Below are 22476 nucleotides of genomic sequence, written 5' to 3'. Positions count from 1 at the left end.
CGATGCGCACCGGGCCACTGCCGTTCTCGCGGCGGGAACCTAGCAGCCGAGCAGGCGGGTCGCGAGGTAGCCCTGGATCTGGTCCAGGGAGACGCGCTCCTGCTTCATGGTGTCGCGCTCGCGCACGGTCACCGCGTTGTCGTCCAGGGTGTCGAAGTCGACGGTGACGCAGAACGGCGTACCGATCTCGTCCTGGCGGCGGTAGCGGCGGCCGATGGCGCCCGCGTCGTCGAACTCGATGTTCCAGTTCTTGCGCAGGTCGGCGGCGAGGCCCTTGGCCTTCGGCGACAGCTGCGCGTTGCGGGACAGCGGCAGGACGGCGACCTTGACCGGGGCCAGGCGCGGGTCGAAGCGCATCACGGTGCGCTTCTCCATGACGCCCTTGGCGTTCGGGGCCTCGTCCTCGTTGAACGCGTCGAGCATGAAGGCGAGCATCGCGCGGTTCACACCGGCGGCCGGCTCGATGACGTACGGGGTGTAGCGCTCGCCCGACTCCTGGTCGTGGTAGGTCAGGTTGGCGCCCGAGGCGGCCGAGTGGGCCTTGAGGTCGAAGTCGGTGCGGTTGGCGACGCCTTCGAGCTCGGAGAACTCACTGCCACCGAAGTTGAAGCGGTACTCGATGTCGGCGGTGCGCTTCGAGTAGTGGGACAGCTTCTCCTTCGGGTGGTCGTACCAGCGGATGTTCTCCTCGCGGATGCCGAGGTCGCGGTACCAGTTCCACCGCTCCTGCATCCAGTACTCCTGCCACTGCTCGTCCTCGCCCGGCTTGACGAAGAACTCCATCTCCATCTGCTCGAACTCGCGGGTGCGGAAGATGAAGTTGCCGGGCGTGATCTCGTTGCGGAAGGACTTGCCCATCTGCGCGATGCCGAACGGGGGCTTCTTGCGCGAGGTGGCCTGGACCACGGCGAAGTTGGTGAAGATGCCCTGGGCGGTCTCGGGGCGCAGGTACGCCTTGGAGCCGGTGTCCTGGGTCGGGCCGAGGTGGGTCTCCAGCATGCCGGAGAACTGCTTGGGCTCGGTGAACTGGCCCTTCACACCGCAGTTGGGGCAGTTGATGTCCGCGAGACCGTTGGCGGGCATGCGGCCGTGCTTGGCCTCGTACGCCTCTTCCAGGTGGTCCGCGCGGTGGCGCTTGTGACAGGAGGTGCACTCCGTCAGCGGGTCCGAGAAGGTCGCGACGTGACCGGAGGCCACCCAGACCTCGGGGGCCAGGATCACGGAGGAGTCGATGCCGACGATGTCCTCACGCCCGGTGACCATCGCCTTCCACCACTGGCGCTTGATGTTCTCCTTGAGCTCGACACCGAGCGGGCCGTAGTCCCAGGCGGCCTTGGTGCCGCCGTAGATCTCACTGCACGGGAAAACGAAGCCACGGCGCTTGCTCAGGCTGACGATGGTTTCGATCTTGTCGGCGGCCACGGTGCTCTCTTCATTTACGAGGACGAACGGCGAAGCCTCAAGGTTACCGGCGCCCGCACCCTCCCTTTCAAATCGGGACCCCCGTCCGCGGGCGCTCCGCACCTCGCCTCACCAGGGTTTTTGACAATCGTTTCCATCTTTGATGAAAATGGATGTCATGAACGTACGACGCCTCATACCCACCGCCGCCCTCGCCGGAGCCGTTGCCCTCGCCGCCACGGCCCTCACCGCCTGCTCGGGCGCAGCCGGAGCCGCCGGGAGCAAGGACGGCAAGCTCGACGTGATGGCGTCGTTCTACCCGATGCAGTTCCTCGCCGAGCAGATCGGCAAGGACCACGTGAAGGTCGACACCCTGACCAAGCCGGGCGTCGAACCGCACGACCTGGAGATCACCCCGAAGCAGACCGCGCAGCTCGGCGAGGCGGATGTCGTCCTCTACCTCAAGACGCTGCAGCCCGCCGTCGACAAGGCCGTCGCCCAGTCCGGCGTGAAGAACGTCGTCGACGCCGCCACCCTCACCAAGCTGGAGGTGCACGGCACCTCCGGCCACGACGACCACGCGGCCGGAGAAGGCCACACGGAGGGCGACGGACACGACCACAGCCACGGCGAAGCCGGCGAGGACCCGCACGTCTGGCTCGACCCGGTCAAGTACGCGGAGATCGCCAAGGGCGTCGGCGCGGCCCTGGAGAAGTCCGACCCCGACCACGCGGCGGACTACAAGAAGAACACCGACGACCTGGTCGCCAAACTGGGCGCGCTCGACACCGAGTTCAAGGACGGCCTGAAGAACACGGCCTCCAAGACCTTCATCACCACCCACTCCGCCTTCGGCTACCTCGCCGAGCGCTACGGCCTCGACCAGGAGGGCATCTCCGGCGTCGACCCCGAGTCCGAGCCGAGCCCGGCCCGGATGAAGGAACTGCAGGCCGTCGCGAAGAAGGACAATGTGACCACGGTGTTCTTCGAGACGCTGGCCAGCGACAAGACGGCCAAGACCCTCGCCTCGGACACCGGCCTGAAGACCGACGTCCTGGACCCCCTCGAGGGAATCACCGACAAGTCCCAGGGCGCTGACTACTTCGAGGTCATGCGGTCCAACCTGAAGAACCTCCAGAAGGCACTCGGCAACAAGTAATGGCAGCAGTAGCAGCAACGGAGGCGCGAGCCATGGAGTCCAAGCCCACGCAGGCGCTGGACCAGCCCGTCATATCCCTGCGCGGGGCCACGGCCTCGCTCGGCTCGCGCCCCGTGCTGCGCGGCGTCGACCTGACCGTCCGCCGCGGCGAGGTCGTCGCCCTGCTCGGCGCCAACGGCTCCGGCAAGTCCACGGCCGTCCGCGCCGTGGTCGGCCAGGTCCCCCTGAGCGACGGCGGCCTGTCGCTCTTCGGCACCGACTTCAAGCGTTTCCGCGACTGGTCGCGCATCGGGTACGTCCCGCAGCGCACCACCGCCGCCAGCGGGGTCCCGGCCACCGTCCGCGAGGTCGTCTCCGCCGGCCGCCTCGCGCGCACCCGCTTCGGGTTCCTGCGCAAGGCCGACAAGGCCGCCGTCGAGCGCGCGCTGGACCTGGTCGACATGGGTTCCCACGCCGACGCCTCCGTCAACGCCCTCTCCGGCGGTCAGCACCAGCGGGTGCTCATCGCCCGCGCGCTGGCCGTCGAGCCGGAGCTGCTGATCATGGACGAGCCGATGGCGGGCGTGGACCTGGCCAACCAGGAGGTCCTCGCGAACGCCCTGCGCACGCAGGTCGCCGCCGGCACGACCGTCCTGCTCGTCCTGCACGAGCTGGGCCCGCTGGAGCCGCTCATCGACCGCGCCGTCGTCCTGCGCGACGGCTGCGTCACGCACGACGGCCCGCCCCCGGAGGCCCTGGGCCAGCACGCGCTGCCCGGCCACGACCACGTACACCCGCACTCCGCGCACGACGCCGAGCCCCTCCGGACGGGACTGCTGAGCTGATGGACCTCCTGAACTACGCCTTCATGCAGCGGGCCCTGATCGCGGCCGCCCTGGTCGGCATCACGGCCCCCGCGATCGGCACGTACCTCGTGCAGCGCCGCCAGGCCGTCATGGGCGACGGCATCGGGCACGTGGCGATGACCGGTGTCGCGCTCGGTTTCCTGCTCAACGCGAGCCCGGTGTGGATGGCCACCCTCGTCGCCGTCATCGGCGCGGTCGGCATGGAGCTGATCCGCTCCCGCGGCAAGACCAGCGGCGACATCGCGCTCGCCATGCTCTTCTACGGCGGCCTGGCCGGCGGCGTCATGATCATCAACCTGGCTCCGGGCGGCTCGACGGCCAATCTGACCAGCTACCTCTTCGGCTCCATCACCACCGTCTCGGCCGAGGACATCACCGCGGTCGTGATCCTCGCCCTGTTCGTCGTCGCCGTCACCCTGGGACTGCGCCGCCAGCTGTTCGCGGTCTGCCAGGACGAGGAGTTCGCCCGGGTCACCGGCCTGCCGGTGCGCTTCCTGAACCTGCTGATGGCGGTCACCGCCGCCGTCACCGTCACCGTCGCGATGCGCATCGTCGGCCTGCTGCTGGTCAGCGCCATGATGGTGATCCCCGTCGCCGCCGCGCAGCGCGTCACCCGCGGGTTCACCGCCACCCTGACCGTGGCCATGGTGATCGGCGTCCTGGTCTCGCTCTCCGGCACCGCGGCCACGTACTACATCGACGCCCCGTCCGGTGGCACGATCGTGCTGCTCGCCATCGCCGTCTTCATGGTGATGACGGCGGTGTCGACCCCGCTGGCCCGGCGCCGGGCGAAGGCCGCCCGCGCCTCCGAGGAGGTCTGCACGCGGGAAGGCGTCGAAGTCTGAAGACCTGAGGCACACGGCCGCCTGGCACAATGGGCCGAAGCCAAGACGAGGAGGAACCGGTGGCGACTGCGCCTGGCGAGATGAATACCGCGCCAGTACGAGGACGATCCACCCGGCAGCGGGCCGCCGTCGCGGCCGCGCTGGACGAGGTGGACGAGTTCCGCAGTGCCCAGGAACTCCACGACATGCTCAAGCACCGCGGCGACTCCGTGGGCCTGACCACCGTCTACCGCACCCTGCAGTCCCTCGCGGACGCCGGCGAGGTGGACGTCCTGCGTACCAGCGACGGCGAGTCCGTCTACCGGCGCTGCTCCACCGGGGACCACCACCACCACCTGGTCTGCCGCAAGTGCGGCAAGGCCGTCGAGGTGGAGGGCCCGGCCGTGGAGAAGTGGGCGGAGGCCATCGCGGCCGAGCACGGCTTCGTCAACGTCGCCCACACGGTGGAGATCTTCGGCACCTGCGCGGACTGCGCCAAGGCCTAGATCCGCTCCAGCTTCCCGTCCAGGAGAGCCCGCAGCCCGTCCTGCTCCGCGGGGTCCGCGAGGCCGCGCTTGGGGAGCAGGGCGCCGCCGAGCACCCGCTTGTCGCCGGAGAAGAGCATGAAGGTCGCGGGGGTCTCCGCGTAGCACGACAGCGCGCTCCAGCGGAGGTGGGTGGAGCCCTGCGCGGAGTCGACGGTGACGCCCTCCCCGTCGACGACCGCCCGGCACTCCCCCGCCGCCGCCAGCAGCCCGCGGGTCGTCCAGGCCATGACCCGGTGCCCGAACAGCACGAAGGCCCAGCCCAAGAGGCCCACCACGGCCAGCGCCGTGGGTGATCCGGCCGTTCCGCCGTCCTGGGCGACGAGCAGGGCGGCGTACGCGGGCCCCACCAGGCCGACGAGGACGAACGGCAGGCGCTGGCGACGCCCCGCCTTCGACCGGCCGTGGGCCCGCAGTCCCTCCGTCATGTCGGCGACGGTCGGCGTGTAGCGGAGCTCGACCGTCCGTCCCGCCGACGCCGCCTCGTGTATCCGGTACAGCGGATCCCCGCCCGTGATGTCCATGAGCGGGGATCCTAGGTGAGGGAGGTCAGCCGGCCGCGCCCGGTCCCTCGGGCTGGTTCGGGAGGGCTCCGCCGAAGCGGCGGTCGCGCTGGGCGTACTCGTAGCAGGCCTGCCAGAGGTTGCGGCGGTCGAAGTCCGGCCACAGGACGTCCTGGAAGACCATCTCGGCGTACGCGCTCTGCCAGAGCAGGTAGTTCGAGGTGCGCTGCTCGCCGCTCGGCCGCAGGAAGAGGTCCACGTCCGGCATGTCCGGGTAGTACATGTACTTCGCGAAGGTCTTCTCGTTGACCTTCGACGGGTCGAGCCTGCCCGCCGCCACGTCGCGCGCGATCGCCTGCGCCGCGTCCGCGATCTCGGCGCGGCCACCGTAGTTGACGCAGAAGTAGAGGGTCATCGCGTCGTTGTCGACGGTCTGCTCCTGCGCGACCTGCAGCTCCTGGACGACCGACTTCCACATCTTCGGCATGCGGCCGGTCCAGCGGATGCGGATGCCCAGCTCGTTCATCTCGTCGCGCCGGCGCCGGATGACGTCGCGGTTGAAGTTCATGAGGAAGCGCACCTCGTCGGGCGAGCGCTTCCAGTTCTCCGTCGAGAAGGCGTACAGGGAGAGGTTCTTGACGCCCATCTCCAGGCAGCCCTTGAGCACGTCGAGTACGACGCCCTCGCCCACCTTGTGGCCCTCGGTGCGCGGCAGTCCGCGCTCCTTGGCCCAGCGGCCGTTCCCGTCCATGACGATCGCGACGTGGTTCGGGACGAGCTCGCCGGGGATCTTCGGCGGGCGCTCACCGGACGGGTGCGGCTCGGGAACCTTGTACTCGCGGCGAGAGCGTCCCAGAATCCCGCGTCGTGCCATGTGCCCAGCTCCTATTTCTCGACGTATCGAAGGGAGCGTAGCCCGCGCTCCAGATGCCAGTGCAAGTAGGCGGAGACCAGCCCGCTGCCCTCCCGCACATGACGCGCCTCGCACGCGTCGGCATGCCCCCAGTCCCCCGTCAGCAGCGCGCTGAGCAGGGCGATGGCCTCCGACGAGGGTACGACGCTGCCGGGGACGCGGCAGTCGCCGCATATGACCCCGCCGGCGGCGACGGAGAAGTGCCGGTTGGGTCCGTGGATGCCGCACTTCGCGCAGTCGTCGAAGCTGGGCGCGTAGCCGTTGACGGCGAGGGAGCGCAGCAGGAAGGCGTCGAGGATGAGGTTCGGCGCGTGCTCCCCGCGCGAGAGGGTGCGCAGCGCACCGACGAGCAGCAGGTACTGCTGTACGGCGGGCTCGCCCTCGTGGTCGGTGAAGCGCTCGGCGGTCTCCAGCATCGCGGTCCCGGCGGTGTAGCGGGCGTAGTCGGTGACGATGCCGTTGCCGTACGGGGCGATGATCTGGGTCTGCGTGCAGAGCGGGAGGCCGCGGCCGATCAACTCGTTGCCGCGGGCGAAGAACTGCACGTCGGCGTGGGAGAAAGGTTCCAGCCCGGCGCCGAACTTGGACTTGGTGCGCCGGACGCCGCGGGCGACGGCCCGGACCCGGCCGTGTCCCCGGGTGAGCAGCGTGATGATGCGGTCCGCCTCACCCAGCTTCTGGGTGCGCAGCACGATGCCGTCGTCGCGGAACAGGCTCATGGGCCCATTGTCCCGTACCCCACCGACAGGACGGACTCCCGCGGCGGCGGGCTCACCCGACGGCGAAGTCCCACGACGGCGAAGTCCGCGACGGCGAAGTCCCGCAACGGCAGCGTCCCCCGCCGGGCGCGGGCCCGGCGGGGGACACCCCTTGGGAGGATCAGGCGGTCGGCGTCGGGGCCGCGTGCTCGCCCTCGGTCGACTGTGCCGGTACGGCTGCCGTGGCCTCGTCGGCCGTCGCCGGGGCGACGTCCGTCGGGGCGGACTGCAGGGCGTTGTGCGCGTCGTCCTTGCCCAGACCGTTGAAGATCAGGTTCAGCACGATCGCGGCCGTGGCACCCAGCGTCACACCGCTGTTGAGGAGCGAGGACAGGTCCGCGTCCATGTGGTCCTTGAAGAGGACCGGGACGGTGGCCGGGAGCAGCGCGAAGGCCAGGGAGACACCCACGACCAGCGCGTTCTTCTCCTCCTTGAGGTCCACCTTGGCCAGGGTCTGGATACCGGCCAGGGCCACCATGGCGAACATCACGGTCGCGGCGCCGCCGAGCACGCCGTGCGGGACGGCGGCGACGATCGCGGCGGCCTTGGGGAGCAGACCGAGGATGATCATGAAGACACCCGCGGCGACCACCACGAACCGGCTCTTGACCTTGGTCATCCGGACCAGACCGACGTTCTCGGCGAAGGCTACGTACGGGAAGGAGTTGAGGACGCCGCCGAGGGCGGTCGCGGCACCGTCGGCACGCAGGGCGCGGGCGACGGTCTCGCTGTCGATGTCCTTGCCGACGATGTCGCCGACCGCGTAGGTGTCACCGGTCGTCTCGACCATCGTGATCAGCATGACGATGAGCATCAGGACGATCGGGAACCACTCGAACTTCGGGGCTCCGTACTGGAACGGGGTGGTGATGCCGATCCAGTCCGACTTGGAGACGTCGCCGAACTTGGCGTCGCCGAGCAGGAAGGCCACGGCGGTGCCGCCGACCAGGCCGAGCAGGATGGCGATGCTGGAGAGGAAGGGCCGGCCGAGCTTCATCAGGACGAGGATGAAGAGCATCGTGCCGCCGGCGTAGGCGAAGTTCTTCGGGTCACCGAAGTCCGGGCTGCCGAGGCCGCCCGCGGCGTCGTTCAGGCCGACGGGGATCAGCACGATGCCGAGGACGGTGATCACCGAGCCGGTGACGACCGGCGGGAACAGCCGCATGACCGCGCGGAACACCTTGGGCGGCAGCCAGGCGAAGGCGAAGGTGGCGATACCGGCCGTGATCACCGCGCCGTAGATGACGAGCAGACCCGCCGTCCCGCCGCCCGCTCCGAGACCGATGGCGATCATCGGGGACACCGCGGTGAAGGTGACGCCCTGGATCAGAGGCAGCCGCGCACCGATCCTGCCGATGCCCCACGCCTGGATGATCGAGGCGATACCGCAGGTGAAGAGGTCGGCGTTGATCAGGTAGACCAGCTGCTCGGTGGTGAGCCCGAGGGCACCACCGACGATGATCGGAACGATCACCGCACCGGCGTAGAACGCGAGTACGTGCTGGAAGCCGTACAGCGCGAGCTTGGGGACGGGAAGCACCTCGTCGACCGGGTGCGTGCTCTGCTCTCCGTTGGCGGAAAGCCGTGCGGCGACACGTGCCATCTCTGCCTTGCCCTTCAAGAGGTAGGTAAACGAGAGGAATCTGGTTATCCCTGGCCGGAGTAGGTCGTTAACCCGTTGATCCGCCAGGGTTGTCAGTGCGATCACGTGAATCGAAGCCCCGCGATGTTTCCGCCGGCGTCTCGTCGTGTGACCGGAATTGAACGCCTGTGGGGCCGCTCACAGATATCGTCGACTTCTACAAAGTGTTGATGCACTGGGGTGCTCGATCTGGAGGTTTCTCCAGTGGTGCCGCACCGATCGGTGGGCTATGGCCGAAGCGTGGCGAAGCAGCCGGTTCCTCCTGCGCGAACGCGAAGGACCTGCGGGATGACGTGCGGGTTAACGCTTCGCCGTCGTTCGGCGGCGCAAAGAAGAAGGCCCCGCTCCGGCCGTCCACATGGTGGAAACACACCACACGGATGCAACGGCTCCGCGGTTCAAACGGCGCGCGAGGGGCGCGAAAACGGGGGCGCGAGGCCGGATCGTTACCTCGAAATCCGCCGTTTCCTCCCCTCCGGAGTCCACGACGACGTCCACGACGGCATCCACGCCGACATGCGAAAGGCCCACCGCGGCCGGAACGATCACGGCGCGGCGGGCCCACCGGACAGGACCCCGAAGACACCGGCCGTGGCTACGGGGCCCGGACCGCCGACAGCAGCCGCGCCACCTCGTCCGCGTCGATCCGCAGCGCCGCGCCCACCGTCGCGAGCACCTCGCGCTCGGCCGGGATGTACGGGCCGTCCGCCAGCGCCACGCGCGCGCCCTGCAGCAGGATCGATTCACGGCCCGGCGCGGCCAGGTGCGGGGCGAGCGGCTCCAGTACCTCGTGCAGCTCGATCGAGAGCGCGGCACCGCAGCAGTCCGGACCGTCGTAGAGCCCGAGCCGCCCCTCGTCGGTGGCCAGCGCCTCCACGAGCGACTCCAGCTGCTCCTCGGTGCAGTCCTGGAACCCGGCCGACCGTACGGCGCCCACGGCGGCCTCCAGCGCGCTGCGCGAGGCCGTCCCGCCGGCGGCCAGCACGGCCAGCGTCACCGTGTGCACGGCATCGCGCAGCATCGCGGAGAAGCGGGTGGTCGTGAGGTGGTCCAGGACCTCGGTGGCGAAGCGCTCGCGGCAGCCCTGGCACTCGACGACGGGACCGGCCTGCCCGCGTGGCAGCAGCGGCACCCCGAGGACGGTGAACCGGCGGCGCCCGGTGCGCCGGCGGTAGTTGCGGTCGCCACCGCAGTCGGGGCAGAAGAACTCCCCGTCCCCCACGGTGCTCCAGGTGGTGCGGATACCCCAGACCGTCAGCTTCCGGCCGTCCCCACCCCGAACTGGCAGCACGTCGCACCTCCGTAACCTTCCGGCAACATCGCCGGGTTGGCGTGATGTTAGCCACATCGGTGAGGATGCGTCAGCAGTGTGACAAGACAACATCTCGCGGGACGCGGACTTGGCCGATCTGCGCCCCCCGCGAGCGCCCCCTATGGTCGGCCGCATGAACGAGAAGTCATGCCTGGTGACCGGGGCCGCGAGCGGGATCGGCCGGGGCATGTTCCTGACCTGCAAGTACGCGATCGAGGCGATGACCGCGCAGCCGCGGCCCGGCGGGGCGCTCGTCTGCGTGTCCTCGATCTCGGGGGTGGCGGGGCAGGCGCGGCAGGCCGCGTACGGGCCGGCGAAGTTCGTGGCGTCGGGGCTGACCAAGCACCTCGCGGTGGAGTGGGAGGCGCACGGGATCCGCGTCAACGCGGTGGCCCCCGGGACCATCCGTACGGAGCGGGTGCTCGCGCTCCGGGACGAGCCGGGCGGGCCGGAGTACCTGGAGGAGATCGCCGGGGCCCACCCGATGGGCCGGCTCGGCGAGCCGGAGGAGGTGGCCCGGGTCATCGCCTTCCTGGCCTCCGACGCGGCCTCGTTCGTGACGGGCGTGATCCTGCCGGTGGACGGCGGCTACCTGGCCCGGTGAGCCTCCGCGGGACCGGGAACGGCAGGACCCCGCCCCTCCCGAGGGAGGAGCGGGGTCCTGGAGCGCCGAAGGGTCAGCGGCCCGCGCGGTTGACGGCGGAGATGACCGCCTTCAGGGAGGCGCGGGTGGTGTTCGCGTCGATGCCGATGCCCCACAGGACGCGGCCGTCGATCGCGCACTCGATGTACGAGGCGGCGACGGCGGAGGCGCCCTCGCTCATCGTGTGCTCGGTGTAGTCCAGCAGGCGGGCGTCGACGCCGATGCCGGCCAGCGCGTCGAAGAAGGCCGAGATCGGGCCGTTGCCGGTGCCGTTCAGCACGGTCTCCACGCCGTCCACGACCGCCTCGACGGTCAGCGTGTCCGTGCCGTCCTTGTCGGTGGTCGTCTGGCCGGAGCGCAGCTGGATGCGGCCCCACGGGTTCTCGGGGTTGGGCAGGTACTCGTCCGAGAACACGTCCCAGATCGCCTTCGGGGTGACCTCGCCGCCCTCGGAGTCGGTCTTGGCCTGGATGATCCGCGAGAACTCGATCTGCATGCGGCGCGGCAGGTCCAGCTTGTGGTCGTTCTTCAGGACGTAGGCGATGCCGCCCTTGCCGGACTGCGAGTTGACCCGGATGACCGCCTCGTAGGAACGGCCGACGTCCTTCGGGTCGATGGGCAGGTACGGGACCGCCCACTCGATGTCGTCGACGGTGACGCCCTTGGCGGCCGCGTCGGCCTCCATGGCGTCGAAGCCCTTCTTGATGGCGTCCTGGTGGGAGCCGGAGAAGGCGGTGTAGACCAGGTCGCCCGCGTAGGGGTGGCGCGGGTGGACCTCCATCTGGTTGCAGTACTCGCTCGTCCGACGGATCTCGTCGATCTGCGAGAAGTCGATCTGCGGGTCGATGCCCTGCGAGAACAGGTTCATGCCCAGCGTGATCAGGTCGACGTTGCCGGTGCGCTCGCCCTGGCCGAACAGGCAGCCCTCGATGCGGTCCGCGCCGGCCATCAGCGCCAGCTCGGCGGCGGCGACGGCGGTGCCGCGGTCGTTGTGCGGGTGCACGGAGATGCAGATGAACTCGCGGCGGGTCAGGTTGCGGGCCATCCACTCGAAGCGGTCCGCGTGCGTGGACGGCGTCGAGCGCTCCACGGTGGCGGGCAGGTTCAGGATGATCTCGCGGCCCTCGGACGGCTGCCACACGTCACAGACGGCCTCGCAGACCTCCAGGGCGAAGTCCAGCTCGGTGTCGGTGAAGATCTCCGGGCTGTACTGGTAGCCGAAGACGGTCTCGGGGCCCAGCAGCTTCTCGGCGTACTCCATGACCAGGCGGGTGCCGTCGACGGCGATCTGCTTGATCTGCTCCTTGGAGCCGCGGAACACGACCCGGCGGAAGGTCGGCGCGGTCGCGTTGTACAGGTGCACGGTGGCGCGCTTGGCGCCGACCAGCGATTCCACGGTCCGCTCGATCAGGTCCTCGCGGGCCTGGGTCAGTACGGAGATGGTGACGTCGTCCGGGATCGCGCCCTCTTCGATGATGGAGCGCACGAAGGCGAAGTCGGTCTCGCCGGAGGACGGGAAGCCGACCTCGATCTCCTTGTAGCCCATGCGCACCAGCAGGTCGAACATCTCGCGCTTGCGGGCGGGGGTCATCGGGTCGATCAGCGACTGGTTGCCGTCGCGCAGGTCCGTGGACAGCCAGCGGGGCGCCTTGGTGACGCGGGCCTCGGGCCAGGTGCGGTCGGGGATGTCCACCTGCTCGTACGAGCCGTACTTGTGGATCGGCATCCCGGAGGGCTTCTGGGTGTGGGTCGCGTTCGTGATGGGCGTGGGGCGACCGACAAAAGTGTGCTGGCTCATGGCGTAGGGCTCCTCGCGTGTCCGCGTGTAGTTCGCTGGGACGGCCGACGACGGTCGTAAAAACCGCAACACCAAACTCCGCGGGGAGGGGGCCGGCCTACGACTACAGACCCTCGCCGCGGCAGCTAAGGAGAAGCAGCCCGAAACGCATGATGGGCCGAGCCTAACCGAGCCGCCCCGTATTGCGGGGGCTGTTTCAGTATGCAAGACCCGTGCGCCCGTTTTGCACCCTTTGTGAGCTAAACCTCCCCCGATGCGCCAAGGTCGGGCCGATCCTTCAACGGGCATGCACTTCGTACGTACGATCACATCATCGCTGGTCACGGTGATGCACAAGCGATCCCCACTCGACCGACCGTACGGGTGGCTACATTCATCGGCCATGAAGCTGGTGGTGCAGGTGAAGCCGCTGCCCCAACGGGCCATGGTGCACGGCTGGGCCTTCGCCCGGCTCGGCGAGTTCATCGCGTACGAGGCCCGCCGGGCGGGCGTGCCGGTGATGTACGTCGATCCGGCGCACACCTCCCGCACCTGCTCCCGGTGCGGGCACGTCGACAGGGCGAACCGGGCCTCACGGGCCCGCTTCGCGTGCCGGTCCTGCGGATTCGTTGATCACGCGGACCGCAGCCGGCGGTGCGCCGTAACGCAAGCCTCGTCGCCCCGGCGACGGGCACGTGACACAACCGAATGAATCATGGTTGCACCTAGTGACAATTCCATAACCCAGTGCCACATTGCCGGGCATGGATGCCTTCCACGCCCACCGCCACCCCGTCTTCTGCACCGTGGTGCCGCCGCACCTCCTCGACAAGATCGCCCAGTCCGGGGACGCCGACCGCGCCGCCGCCGCCCGGCGCACCCTCGAGCTGGACGCCTCCCACCGGGTCCGGCGTCTGATGTCGGTCCTGCCGCCCGCCGGAGGAGGGGCCCCCGACACCCCCGAGCGGACCATCTACGACGCGCAGCACCACACCCGGCTGCCCGGCAAGAAGGTCCGCGGCGAGGGTGGGGAGGCGAGCAAGGACGCCAGCGTCAACCGCGCCTACGCCGGGCTCGGCGCCACCTTCGAGCTGTACCTCAAGGCCTTCGGACGGCACTCGATCGACGATTCCGGCCTGCCGCTGAACGCCACCGTCCACTACGACCGGCTGTACAACAACGCCTTCTGGGACGGCAGCCAGATGGTCTTCGGCGACGGCGACGGGGACCTCTTCCTCGACTTCACCGTCTCCGTGGACGTCATCGGGCACGAGCTGACCCACGGGGTCACCCAGTACACCGCCAACCTGGAGTACTTCGGCCAGTCCGGCGCGCTCAACGAATCCATGTCCGACGTCTTCGGCTCCCTCATCAAGCAGTACTCGCTGAACCAGACGGCCGAGGAGGCCGACTGGCTGATCGGCGCCGGGCTGCTCGGGCCGTCCGTCGACAGCGGCTTCGCCCTGCGGTCGATGAAGGCGCCCGGGACGGCGTACGAGGACGACGAGCTCGGCAAGGACCCGCAGCCCGCGACGATGGACGGCTACGTCCGCACCTCCCGCGACAACGGCGGCGTGCACATCAACTCCGGCATCCCCAACCACGCCTTCTACATCGTGGCGTCCGAGCTCGGCGGCAAGGCCTGGGAGCGGGCCGGGCAGATCTGGTACGACACCCTGACCGGCGGGGAGCTCGCCCCGAAGGCGGACTTCGCCCGGTTCGCCGCACTGACGACGGCCGCGGCCGTGGCCCGGTACGGCGAGGGCGGTGCGGAGCACCAGGCGCTGCAGAAGGCGTGGTCGGCGGTCGGGTTGGGGTAGTAAGGCGGTCATGCGGATTCAGGTGGTGCGGACGGGCGGCTTCGCGGGGATCGAGCGACGGGCCGAGGTGGACACCTCGGGCCTGCCCGACGAGGCCGAGTGGCAGGCCCTGGCGCAGCTGGCCCTGCGGCCCGGTCCGCCGGGGGATCCGGCGGACCGGATCCGGGACGGGTTCTCGTACCGGATCACGATCGACGGCCGGACGGTGCTCTGCGCGGACCCGAACCTGTCGGAGGCGCAGCGCTCGCTGATCTCGCGGGTCCTGAAAGAAGGTGCCTAGCCGCACCCCGCTTGCTTGGATGGCGGAATGATCACTGATTCCGGCGCATCCGACGTCTCCGCCTGCCTGCCCGAGCTCGAGCGCTACTACGACGCGGCACCCCGGATGGGCGGGGCGCGGGCCGAGGAGTTCGGCCCGCTGACCCTGTTCGTCCAGGAGAGCGACGGCTGGCCGTACTACGCGCGGCCCGCGCTCGGCGCCGCTTCGGCCGGCGGGGTCTCGGTGGCGGACGTGGAGCGGGTGCTGGCCCGGCAGCGCGAGCTGAAGGTCCCCGAGTCCTTCGAGTGGGTGGCCGAAACCACACCCTCGCTGCGTGCCGCGGCGGAGGCGGCCGGGCTGAACGTGCACGCCCACCCCCTGATGGTGCTGGACCCCTCGGCGGTACGGCTTCCCGTGCATCCGGACGTACGCGTCTTCGGCGCGACCGACCCGCTGCTGCGCGCGGCCGTGACGGTGCCGGCGCTGGCCTTCGCCGAGCCCGGCACGGCGGTGGGCGAGGCGGGCCCGGCGGAGCTCGCGGTGGCGGAGCGGGACCCGGCCTCGGAGGGCCGCCGGATCCGGGTCGCGCGGATGATCGAGTCGGGCCGCACCGCCCTGGCGGCGGCCGAACGCGACGGCGTGGTCCTGTGCTCCGGCCAGTACATCCCGGTCGGCGACGTCACCGAGGTCGTCGGCGTCGGCACCCTCCCCTCGGCCCGCCGCCAGGGCCTGGCCCTGGCAGTGACGGCGGCCCTGGTCGCGGACACCCTGGCGCACGGAGCCCGCACGGTCTTCCTCTCGGCGGGCGACGAGTCCGTGGCCCGCGTCTACGCCCGCCTGGGCTTCCGCCCGGTCGGCACGGCCCTGATCGCGGACCGCCCGTTGTGATCCGGCGGGGCCGGCCCGCGGTGGGGTGAGGTTGCTGGAACGGCAACGTTTCTTGGTGGGTGGCGGTGGGCGGGCGGAGCATCGGGGCGCAGGGATCCGTACCGACCGGAAGAGGCCGCCATGGCGCACGAGAACCACCAGCAGTCCCCCGCGAGCGAGGGCTTCGCGGGCGAGGAGTACTGGGACTCCCGCTACCGCGAGAGCGAGAAGGTCTGGAGCGGCGAGGCCAACGCCGCCCTGGCGCGGGAAGTCGCTTCGCTCGCTCCGGGGCGGGCCCTGGACCTCGGCTGCGGCGAGGGCGGCGACGCCGTGTGGCTCGCGCTCAAGGGCTGGCACGTCACCGGGACGGACATCTCCGGGGTGGCCCTGGAGCGGGCCGCGGCCCACGCCGCCGGGGCCGGGGTCGCGGACCGCACCGCGTGGGAGCGGCACGACCTCGCGGAGTCCTTCCCGGCCGGGGAGTACGACCTGGTCTCCGCCTGCTTCCTGCACACCTTCGGAGATTTCCCGCGCGACCGGATCCTGCGCCGGGCCGCCGCGGCCGTGGCCCCCGGCGGGATCCTGCTCGTCGTCGGCCACGCCGGCTGGGCCCCCTGGCAGGAGGACCGCCCGGAGATGGCCATGCCGACCCCCGGCGAGGTCCTCGCCCAGCTGGAGCTGGAGGCCGGCGCCTGGGAGGTGCTGCTGGCGGAGGAACACGTACGGGTCCAGAACCGGCCTGACGGCCGACCCGGGACCCGTACGGACAACGCGGTGAAGGTGCGGCGGCTCTGAGAAGCCCCTAGAAACCGAGCTTGCGGAGCTGCTTGGGGTCGCGCTGCCAGTCCTTGGCGACCTTCACGTGCAGGTCGAGGAAGACGGGGGTGCCGAGCAGCGCCTCGATGTGCTTGCGCGACTTCATCCCGACCTCCTTCAGGCGGGCGCCCTTCGGGCCGATGATGATGCCCTTCTGGCTCGGCCGCTCGATGTAGAGGTTCGCGTGGATGTCGAGCAGGGGGCGGTCCGCCGGGCGGTTCTCCCGGGGGATCATCTCCTCGACGACGACCGCGATGGAGTGCGGGAGCTCGTCGCGTACGCCCTCCAGCGCGGCCTCGCGGATCAGCTCCGCGACCATGACCATCTCGGGCTCGTCGGTGAGGTCGCCCTCGGGGTACAGCGGCGGGCTCTCCGGCAGCATCGGCGCGATCAGGTCCGCCAGCAGCTGGACCTGGCTGTCGCCGACCGCCGAGACGGGGACGATCTCGGCCCACTCGAAGCCCAGCTCCTCGGCGAGCTGGTGGACGGCGATGAGCTGCTCGCCCACGGCCTTGGACTCGACGAGGTCGGTCTTGGTGATGATGGCGATCTTGGGGGTCTTCTTGATCCCCGCGAGCTCCTTGGCGATGAACTTGTCGCCGGGGCCGAGCTTCTGGTCGGCGGGCAGGCAGAAGCCGATGACGTCGACCTCGGACCAGGTCGCGCGCACGACGTCGTTGAGGCGCTCGCCGAGCAGGGTGCGCGGCTTGTGCAGGCCGGGCGTGTCGACCAGGACGAGCTGGGCGTCGGGGCGGTGCACGATGCCGCGGACCGTGTGGCGGGTGGTCTGCGGCCGGTTGGAGGTGATCGCGACCTTGGTACCCACGAGCGCGTTGGTCAGGGTCGACTTCCCCGCGTTGGGACGGCCGACGAAGCAGGCGAAGCCCGCACGGTGCGGGCTGGTGGTCTCGGGGGAACGATCGCTCATACGGGCCATTCTCCCCGATGCGGCTCCCAGCGCCGACCAGGCCGCCGCCACGAGGGCGAGAGCGGCCGCGAGCAGCCGGTTCAGGGCGGGGTGCGCGGCATGTGCGGCGGTGGCCCGCGAGGTGGTCCCCTCGGCTCCGGCGGCCACCGTGACCTCGGCCCATTCCAGAGCGGGCGGGTGCTCCCAGCGGGCTTCGAGCCGGACCCGCTGCCCGGGCAGCAGCTCGGCGGGCAGTCCGGTGAGGGTCCGCGAGAGGAGGGGCCGGCCGAGGGTCCCGGAGGCGGTGACGACGGCGCGGGGCTTCAGGGTGACGTTGCCGAGGTTGTGGAGCGTGTACGAGATCTCCGCGCCGGCGGCGCCGCGAGGCGTCGTGCGGAGGTCCTCGACGGCGAGGGCCGGGGCGGTGGGCCCGGTGACCCGCAGGTAGACCCGGGCGGCGACGGCCTGCTGCAGCCCGATCCCCTGCGCGGCCGTGGCCTCCGCCCGGTCCTCCAGCGCGACGATGGCTCCGGGGTGGTCCCCGGGCTCGGCCCGGTCGGGGACGGCGACGGTGAACCCGACGCCGACGGCCGTCCTCGCCGGGACGGTGATCCGTTCCCGCTCCAGCACGGCCCAGGCGGCCGTGGCCGTACGCGGCTCGTCGGGGCCGCGGAGCGCGAAGCCGCCGTCGCGGGCGGTGTTGTAGGCGTCGGCGGCGTAGAGGCGGAAGGTGCGGGGCCGGTCGGTGCGGTTGGAGACGGTGACGGTGTCGGAGACGGCCTGGCCGGGGGCGGCGGAGAGGTAGAAGTAGGGGCGCTGCCCGAGCTTGTTGGCGGCGGGCAGCACGGACCACTGCCCGTTGTCCGCGGCCTCTGCCGTCCCGGCGGGGCAGAGGAGCAGGGTCCCGAGCGCGGCCAGCGTGGCGGCGACGAGGACCCCGACGATGCGCCTTGCCGCGTGCGGCGCCGTTGCCGGGGGCCCGCCCCCGGACCCCCGCTCCTCAAACGCCGGAGGGGCTGGAAAGTCCAGCCCGTGCGGCGGGACCCGGGCGGCGGGGCAGGTCACGACAGGGTCAAGGTCAGCACCGCCGTGTACGCGCCCGGCGGGGTGTACGGGGGGACCCGGAGGGTGACCGTGGCGTCGATCGTGAAGGTGCCCCCGACGAGCGCGGCGTCACGGGTCGAGGCCAGGACGGCCCCGTCCGGCCCGACGACACCCGCGCTGCCCGGCGTACACGCGCTGGGGCTGCCGGGCGCCGCCGTGCACGAGGGGGTCCAGCTGAGGGAGGCGCCCGGGATGCGGACCCCGCCCGCGCCCGTGAAGTCGGTGACCTTGCCGATCAGCGTCCAGCCCGCCGGCCCGCCCCGGGCGTCCTTGACGGTGACGGTGCCGATCCGGCCGGCGGCCGCGCCGCCGTCCCCGTACGGGACCGCGCCCAGGGTCACCGCCGCGCCCTCCTGGGTCAGGCCCAGCTCGCCCTGTTCCACGACCGCCGTCACCTTCTGGGTGCCGGGCGGCGTCGGGGCGGTTCCGATCACCGTGTACGCGGCCGGCCCGGAGCCGGCGGCAGGCGACCAGGCCGCGCCCTCGTACGCGACGACGGCGGTGGTCGCCCTGTCCGTCACGGCCAGCTCCGCCAGGACCACGCCCAGCTCGTCGGCCTTCGCCGACACCCGGTCGGCGGTCTCGGCCGCCCCGGCCCGGCCGGCCACGGTGACGGCCGCGCCGGGGGCGAAGCCGGTGCCGGTGACCTTGACCTTGGCGCCGGGCCCGCCCGCCGCCGTGCCCAGTGCGACCGAGCGGAGGTTGGCCGTCGCCAGCGGGGTGGCGGTGAGTCGCTGCGCGACCGGGGGCGGGGACGAAGGTGCGGGCTGGGACGGGGATTGGGAAGCGGACGGTGACGGCGACGGCGAGGAATCCGGAGACCGATCGGGGGACGGATCCGCCGCCGGGGCCCCGGCGGCGGCACAGGTGGTGTCCAGGTCGAGCAGGTGCCCGGTGTGCAGGGTGTAGCCGCCGGGGGCAAGGGTGATCTCACCGGGCGCGGTGACGGTGAAGGTGCCGGTCATGGTGACGGCGGGCAGCGACTCGCCCGCCTTGACGGGGTCGTTGCGCTTGGCTCCGACGACCGTGACCTCACCGCTCTGCGCGCCCCCGAGCACGATCCGCCCGGTCGGGGTGAGCACGTCGGCGGGGAGGTCGACGGCGAGCGGGTTCACGGCCGGGGTCCTGGTCACCTGGTAGGTCACGGTGACGGTGTCGCCCACGCGCGGAGCCGGGTCGTCGATGGTGATCCGGGCCGTGGTGGGCCCGTCGGCGGGCGGCAGCCCGGCTTCCTGGGGCGGCAGGCAGTGCGTCGGGAACTCCACCTGGCCCGGAACCTGGCCCGGGGGCGGCTCTCCTTCGGCGGAGGCGGGCGAGCTCAGCGCGCCCCCGGTCGCGGCGGCCAGCACGGCCATGCCGACGGCCGCCGACCATCCCCTGCTCCGCGCCGATGTCCGCACTGTCCGCCCCCTGCGATCCCGTACCCCGACTGGGGGCCATTCACGAGCGGGCGGCGGGATAAGTCAATGCACGGACCCCGCAGCATCTGATGTCCCATCAGGAGATGGCTGAATGCCGCCGCTCGGGCCCGCACCGGCCCCGCCGCCCGTCCCCGTTTCCCGGAACGTCCGCCGGTAGGCCGTGGGGCTCACGCCGAGCGCCGCCTGTACGTGCTTGCGCAGCGACTGCGCCGTCCCGAAGCCCGTCTCGCGCGCCACCTGTTCCATCGGCAGGTCGGTCCGCTCCAGCAGCGAGCGGGCCCGCTCCACCCGCTGCCCGACGATCCACTCGCCCGGGCTGAGCCCCGACTCCTCGCGGAACCGCCGCGTGAAGGTCCGTACGGACATGGCCTCCTGCCGTGCCAGGTCGGTCAGCCGCAGCGGTTCGTGCAGCCGGTCCAGTACCCACGCGCGGGCCGCCGTGGTGGCGGAGCGCTGCGGGCGCGGCACCGGGCGTTCGATGAACTGCGCCTGCCCGCCCTCGCGGTGCGGCGGTACCACGGTGCGCCGGGCCACGTCGTTGGCGACGGCCGCGCCGTGGTCGCGGCGCACGATGTGCAGGCACAGGTCGATGCCGGCGGCGACTCCGGCGGAGGTGAGCACGTCCCCGTCGTCGGTGTAGAGCACGCCCGGGTCGACCAGTACGGCGGGGAACGTCGTCTGGAAGTGGTCCGAGGAGGCCCAGTGGGTGGTGGCCCGGCGGCCGTCGAGGTATCCGGCGGCGGCCAGCACGTAGCCGCCCGTGCAGATGGAGACGAGCCGGGTGCCGGGCCTGATGTGCGCGAGCGCGGCCTCGAGTTCGGGGGTGAGCCGGCCCTCCTCGTGGACCGGGCCCAGCTCGTAGGAGGCGGGGACCACGACCGTGTCGGCCGTGGCCAGCAGCTCCGGGCCGTGCTCGACGTGGATGTCGAAGTCGGCGTCCGTGGGCACCCGTCCGGGGGCGAGCCCGCAGGTGAGGATCTCGTACAGCGGCCGCCCGGAAGGGTCCAGGGCCCGGCCGAAGATCCGGTGCGGGATGCCGAGCTCGAAGGGCAGCAGCCCGGCGAGGGCGAGTACGACGACGCGGTGGCCACGGTGCGCGCGGGTCTCCATGGCCCGATCATATCGAAGGGTGTCGGTCAGGCCACTGTCGTCCGGGGGTCCCGCGGCCGGAAACTGTCGTCGTGACGCAGACAGCACCCGGCCACGGCCCCTCCCCCACGCCCGCATCGGCGCCCGCACCGACGCCCGCTCCCGGCCCCGCGGCCGCCGGCGCGCCGCGGCGGCGGCCGCACCGCGTCCACCGCGCCTGGTTCGTCGCGGCCGTCGCCTTCGTGACGATCATCGGCGCCGCCGCGTTCGCCTCCCTCCCCGGACTGCTCATCGAGCCGCTGCACGAGGAGTTCGACTGGTCGCGCGGCACGATCGGCCTCGCCGTCTCCGTGAACCTCGCGCTGTACGGGATCACCGCGCCGTTCGCCGCCGCGCTGATGGACCGCTTCGGCATCCGCAAGGTGGTCGCGGTCGCCCTGACCGTCATAGCCGGCGGCTCGGTGGCCACGGTGTGGATGACCACCTCCTGGCAGCTGGTCCTGTACTGGGGCGTCCTGGTCGGCCTGGGCAGCGGCTCGATGGCGCTGGCCTTCGCGGCGACGGTGACCAATCGCTGGTTCGTCGCCCGGCGCGGCCTGGTCACCGGCATCCTGACCGCCGCCGGGGCCTCCGGGCAGCTGATCTTCCTGCCGCTGCTGGCCTGGCTGGTGGAGAACCACGGCTGGCGCCCGGCGTCGGTGACCGTCTCGCTGGCGGCCCTGACCGTGGTGCCCTTCGTCTGGCTGCTGCTGCGCGACCACCCGGCGGACATCGGGCTCGCCCCGTACGGCGGCACGTACGCGGCCAAGCCGGCGCCCGTCCCGGGAGCCGCCCGCCGGGCGGTGACCGTACTCGCCAAGGCGGCCCGGACCGGACCGTTCTGGCTGCTGGCGGGAACCTTCGCGATCTGCGGGGCCTCGACCAACGGGCTGGTCAAGACCCACTTCGTGCCCTCGGCCCACGACCACGGCATGCCGGTGACGGCGGCGGCCGGACTGCTGGCGGTGATCGGCGTGTTCGACGTGATCGGCACCGTCTTCTCCGGCTGGCTGACGGACCGCTTCGAATCGCGCCGCCTCCTCGCCGTCTACTACGCCCTGCGCGGGGTCTCGCTGCTCTTCCTCCCGATGCTGCTGGCCCCGTCCGTGCACCCGCCGATGGTGTTCTTCATCGTCTTCTACGGCCTGGACTGGGTCGCGACCGTCCCGCCGACGATCGCGCTGTGCCGCGAGCACTACGGCGAGGACGGCGCCATCGTCTTCGGCTGGGTCCTGGCCTCGCACCAGATCGGCGCGGCGCTGGTGGCCTTCCTCGGCGGCCTGGCCCGCGACGCCTTCGGCTCGTACGACCCCGTCTGGTACGCGTCGGGCGCGCTGTGCGCGATGGCCGCCCTGATGGCCATGATCATCCGCCGCCGCCCGGCCACCCCGGAGCCCCTCCCGGCCTGACCCGCCGCCCTCGGGCAGGCCTACCGGGCCCTCCCGGCCTGCTTCGGACAGGCCTGCCGGGCCCTCCCGGCCTGCTTCGGAGGCCGGACCCTCCTGGCCGGCCTCGGGCAGGCCTGCCGGACCCTCCCAGCCAGCCTCGGGCAGGCCTACGGAGCCCTCCCAGCCGGCTACGGGCAGGCCCGCCGGGCCCTCCCGCCCGGCCTCGGGCAGGCCCGCCCGGCCCTCCTGGCCGGCCTCGGGCAGACCTGCCGGGCAGCGGAGGCCGGCGGCGAGGCGGCTGGCCGCGCCAGCTGCGGCGCTATCGGCGGGCCGGCCAGTCCACCCGGTCGGCGTGCCCCTGGCCGGGGTGACGGTTACCAGGTGCGGCGCCGCCGCACGGGGGCCAGCCCCCGGACCCCCGCTCCTCAAACGCCGGAGGGGCTG

General features: G+C 71.6%; 20 protein-coding genes and 2 pseudogenes. 11 read left to right on the top strand and 11 right to left on the bottom strand.

Translation table 11 applies throughout. From position 1 onward, the window contains the following. Nucleotides 1-39 precede the first annotated feature (39 nt). Complete coding sequence (locus ACWGDE_RS18440; protein WP_453390044.1) at nucleotides 40-1422, bottom strand: glycine--tRNA ligase; 1383 nt, start codon at nucleotides 1420-1422, stop codon at nucleotides 40-42. Nucleotides 1423-1579: 157 nt separating this feature from the next. Between ACWGDE_RS18440 and ACWGDE_RS18435 the strand changes: the two genes are divergently transcribed. Genes ACWGDE_RS18435 through ACWGDE_RS18420 form a run of 4 tightly spaced genes read left to right on the top strand, consistent with a single transcriptional unit; the run spans nucleotide 1580 to nucleotide 4735 of the window. Next, nucleotides 1580-2560 carry a metal ABC transporter substrate-binding protein gene (locus ACWGDE_RS18435; RefSeq protein ID WP_453390043.1) on the top strand — a complete coding sequence of 327 codons (981 nt, stop codon included), beginning with the start codon at nucleotides 1580-1582 and terminating at the stop codon, nucleotides 2558-2560. Between the two features lie 32 nt (nucleotides 2561-2592). Beyond that, nucleotides 2593-3384 carry a metal ABC transporter ATP-binding protein gene (locus ACWGDE_RS18430; protein ID WP_453390042.1) on the top strand — a complete coding sequence of 264 codons (792 nt, stop codon included), beginning with the start codon at nucleotides 2593-2595 and terminating at the stop codon, nucleotides 3382-3384. After that, nucleotides 3384-4250 (top strand): metal ABC transporter permease, encoded by an 867-nt coding sequence (locus ACWGDE_RS18425; protein ID WP_453390041.1) that lies wholly within the window; start codon nucleotides 3384-3386, stop codon nucleotides 4248-4250. The genes ACWGDE_RS18430 and ACWGDE_RS18425 overlap by 1 nt, the downstream gene beginning before the upstream one ends. Before the next feature lie 59 nt (nucleotides 4251-4309). Next, a complete protein-coding gene (locus ACWGDE_RS18420; protein WP_453390040.1) occupies nucleotides 4310-4735 on the top strand; it encodes a Fur family transcriptional regulator in 426 nt (141 codons plus the stop codon). On the opposite strand, the gene ACWGDE_RS18415 is transcribed toward ACWGDE_RS18420, so the two are convergent. The 5 genes from ACWGDE_RS18415 to ACWGDE_RS18395 all read right to left on the bottom strand — a co-directional run bounded on the left by ACWGDE_RS18415 (nucleotide 4732) and on the right by ACWGDE_RS18395 (nucleotide 9881). Next, nucleotides 4732-5298, bottom strand: a complete 567-nt coding sequence (locus tag ACWGDE_RS18415) for a YcxB family protein (RefSeq protein ID WP_453390039.1) — start codon at nucleotides 5296-5298, stop codon at nucleotides 4732-4734. The genes ACWGDE_RS18420 and ACWGDE_RS18415 overlap by 4 nt on opposite strands. Before the next feature lie 25 nt (nucleotides 5299-5323). Beyond that, nucleotides 5324-6151, bottom strand: coding sequence for an isoprenyl transferase (locus tag ACWGDE_RS18410; RefSeq protein ID WP_453390038.1), 828 nt, complete (start codon nucleotides 6149-6151; stop codon nucleotides 5324-5326). 11 nt (nucleotides 6152-6162) lie between these two features. After that, nucleotides 6163-6909, bottom strand: a complete 747-nt coding sequence (gene recO / locus ACWGDE_RS18405) for a DNA repair protein RecO (protein WP_453390037.1) — start codon at nucleotides 6907-6909, stop codon at nucleotides 6163-6165. 160 nt (nucleotides 6910-7069) lie between these two features. Beyond that, complete coding sequence (locus ACWGDE_RS18400; protein ID WP_453390036.1) at nucleotides 7070-8551, bottom strand: nucleobase:cation symporter-2 family protein; 1482 nt, start codon at nucleotides 8549-8551, stop codon at nucleotides 7070-7072. Between the two features lie 634 nt (nucleotides 8552-9185). Beyond that, the gene (locus tag ACWGDE_RS18395; RefSeq protein ID WP_453390035.1) at nucleotides 9186-9881 is read right to left on the bottom strand and encodes a TerB family tellurite resistance protein; all 696 of its coding nucleotides are present in this window, start codon (nucleotides 9879-9881) and stop codon (nucleotides 9186-9188) included. Between the two features lie 154 nt (nucleotides 9882-10035). Between ACWGDE_RS18395 and ACWGDE_RS18390 the strand changes: the two genes are divergently transcribed. Beyond that, nucleotides 10036-10506: an SDR family NAD(P)-dependent oxidoreductase gene (locus ACWGDE_RS18390; protein WP_453390034.1), complete on the top strand. Its 471-nt coding sequence runs from the start codon at nucleotides 10036-10038 to the stop codon at nucleotides 10504-10506. 73 nt (nucleotides 10507-10579) lie between these two features. Here the strand turns inward: ACWGDE_RS18390 and leuA are convergent, their stop codons facing one another. After that, on the bottom strand, nucleotides 10580-12343 hold the full coding sequence (leuA, locus tag ACWGDE_RS18385; RefSeq protein WP_453390033.1) for a 2-isopropylmalate synthase: 1764 nt from the start codon (nucleotides 12341-12343) through the stop codon (nucleotides 10580-10582). Between the two features lie 412 nt (nucleotides 12344-12755). On the opposite strand from leuA, the pseudogene ACWGDE_RS18380 reads away from it, so the two are divergent. The 5 genes and pseudogenes from ACWGDE_RS18380 to ACWGDE_RS18360 all read left to right on the top strand — a co-directional run. Further along, a pseudogene (locus ACWGDE_RS18380) lies at nucleotides 12756-13034 on the top strand (zinc ribbon domain-containing protein); the annotation flags it as partial. Nucleotides 13035-13086: 52 nt separating this feature from the next. After that, nucleotides 13087-14142, top strand: coding sequence for a M4 family metallopeptidase (locus ACWGDE_RS18375; protein WP_453390032.1), 1056 nt, complete (start codon nucleotides 13087-13089; stop codon nucleotides 14140-14142). Between the two features lie 10 nt (nucleotides 14143-14152). Continuing rightward, on the top strand, nucleotides 14153-14422 hold the full coding sequence (locus tag ACWGDE_RS18370) for a protealysin inhibitor emfourin (RefSeq protein ID WP_453390031.1): 270 nt from the start codon (nucleotides 14153-14155) through the stop codon (nucleotides 14420-14422). A 27-nt stretch (nucleotides 14423-14449) separates the two neighbouring features. Next, complete coding sequence (locus ACWGDE_RS18365; protein WP_453390030.1) at nucleotides 14450-15289, top strand: GNAT family N-acetyltransferase; 840 nt, start codon at nucleotides 14450-14452, stop codon at nucleotides 15287-15289. A gap of 120 nt (nucleotides 15290-15409) precedes the next feature. Next, nucleotides 15410-16063 (top strand): SAM-dependent methyltransferase, encoded by a 654-nt coding sequence (locus tag ACWGDE_RS18360; protein WP_453390029.1) that lies wholly within the window; start codon nucleotides 15410-15412, stop codon nucleotides 16061-16063. A 7-nt stretch (nucleotides 16064-16070) separates the two neighbouring features. On the opposite strand, the gene era is transcribed toward ACWGDE_RS18360, so the two are convergent. The 4 genes and pseudogenes from era to ACWGDE_RS18340 all read right to left on the bottom strand — a co-directional run bounded on the left by era (nucleotide 16071) and on the right by ACWGDE_RS18340 (nucleotide 20626). Next, entirely contained in the window at nucleotides 16071-17021 is a 951-nt protein-coding gene (gene era, locus ACWGDE_RS18355) for a GTPase Era (RefSeq protein ID WP_453390046.1), read from the bottom strand. A 504-nt stretch (nucleotides 17022-17525) separates the two neighbouring features. Beyond that, a pseudogene (locus tag ACWGDE_RS18350) lies at nucleotides 17526-17837 on the bottom strand (WxL protein peptidoglycan domain-containing protein); the annotation flags it as partial. Between the two features lie 215 nt (nucleotides 17838-18052). Then, entirely contained in the window at nucleotides 18053-19450 is a 1398-nt protein-coding gene (locus ACWGDE_RS18345; RefSeq protein ID WP_453390045.1) for a beta-xylosidase, read from the bottom strand. Between the two features lie 108 nt (nucleotides 19451-19558). Continuing rightward, nucleotides 19559-20626: a GlxA family transcriptional regulator gene (locus ACWGDE_RS18340; RefSeq protein WP_453390028.1), complete on the bottom strand. Its 1068-nt coding sequence runs from the start codon at nucleotides 20624-20626 to the stop codon at nucleotides 19559-19561. A 71-nt stretch (nucleotides 20627-20697) separates the two neighbouring features. Between ACWGDE_RS18340 and ACWGDE_RS18335 the strand changes: the two genes are divergently transcribed. Beyond that, entirely contained in the window at nucleotides 20698-22053 is a 1356-nt protein-coding gene (locus ACWGDE_RS18335; RefSeq protein ID WP_453390027.1) for an MFS transporter, read from the top strand. Nucleotides 22054-22476 lie beyond the last annotated feature (423 nt).

It is taken from the genome of Streptomyces sp. NPDC054956, assembly GCF_053609185.1.
This window is presented reverse-complemented; position numbering and strand designations above follow the sequence as displayed.

Excerpts from the sequence above, each read along its gene's own strand:
- ACWGDE_RS18360 (WP_453390029.1), top strand. The coding sequence starts at position 15,410 with ATGGCGCACGAGAACCACCAGCAGTCCCCCGCGAGCGAGGGCTTCGCG.
- ACWGDE_RS18365 (WP_453390030.1), top strand. The coding sequence starts at position 14,450 with ATGATCACTGATTCCGGCGCATCCGACGTCTCCGCCTGCCTGCCCGAG.
- ACWGDE_RS18375 (WP_453390032.1), top strand. The coding sequence starts at position 13,087 with ATGGATGCCTTCCACGCCCACCGCCACCCCGTCTTCTGCACCGTGGTG.
- ACWGDE_RS18425 (WP_453390041.1), top strand. The coding sequence starts at position 3,384 with ATGGACCTCCTGAACTACGCCTTCATGCAGCGGGCCCTGATCGCGGCC.
- ACWGDE_RS18370 (WP_453390031.1), top strand. The coding sequence starts at position 14,153 with ATGCGGATTCAGGTGGTGCGGACGGGCGGCTTCGCGGGGATCGAGCGA.
- leuA (WP_453390033.1), bottom strand. The coding sequence starts at position 12,343 with ATGAGCCAGCACACTTTTGTCGGTCGCCCCACGCCCATCACGAACGCG.
- ACWGDE_RS18345 (WP_453390045.1), bottom strand. The coding sequence starts at position 19,450 with ATGGCCGTGCTGGCCGCCGCGACCGGGGGCGCGCTGAGCTCGCCCGCC.
- ACWGDE_RS18430 (WP_453390042.1), top strand. The coding sequence starts at position 2,593 with ATGGAGTCCAAGCCCACGCAGGCGCTGGACCAGCCCGTCATATCCCTG.
- ACWGDE_RS18415 (WP_453390039.1), bottom strand. The coding sequence starts at position 5,298 with ATGGACATCACGGGCGGGGATCCGCTGTACCGGATACACGAGGCGGCG.
- era (WP_453390046.1), bottom strand. The coding sequence starts at position 17,021 with ATGGCCCGTATGAGCGATCGTTCCCCCGAGACCACCAGCCCGCACCGT.
- ACWGDE_RS18390 (WP_453390034.1), top strand. The coding sequence starts at position 10,036 with ATGAACGAGAAGTCATGCCTGGTGACCGGGGCCGCGAGCGGGATCGGC.
- ACWGDE_RS18400 (WP_453390036.1), bottom strand. The coding sequence starts at position 8,551 with ATGGCACGTGTCGCCGCACGGCTTTCCGCCAACGGAGAGCAGAGCACG.
- ACWGDE_RS18340 (WP_453390028.1), bottom strand. The coding sequence starts at position 20,626 with ATGGAGACCCGCGCGCACCGTGGCCACCGCGTCGTCGTACTCGCCCTC.
- recO (WP_453390037.1), bottom strand. The coding sequence starts at position 6,909 with ATGAGCCTGTTCCGCGACGACGGCATCGTGCTGCGCACCCAGAAGCTG.
- ACWGDE_RS18410 (WP_453390038.1), bottom strand. The coding sequence starts at position 6,151 with ATGGCACGACGCGGGATTCTGGGACGCTCTCGCCGCGAGTACAAGGTT.
- ACWGDE_RS18435 (WP_453390043.1), top strand. The coding sequence starts at position 1,580 with ATGAACGTACGACGCCTCATACCCACCGCCGCCCTCGCCGGAGCCGTT.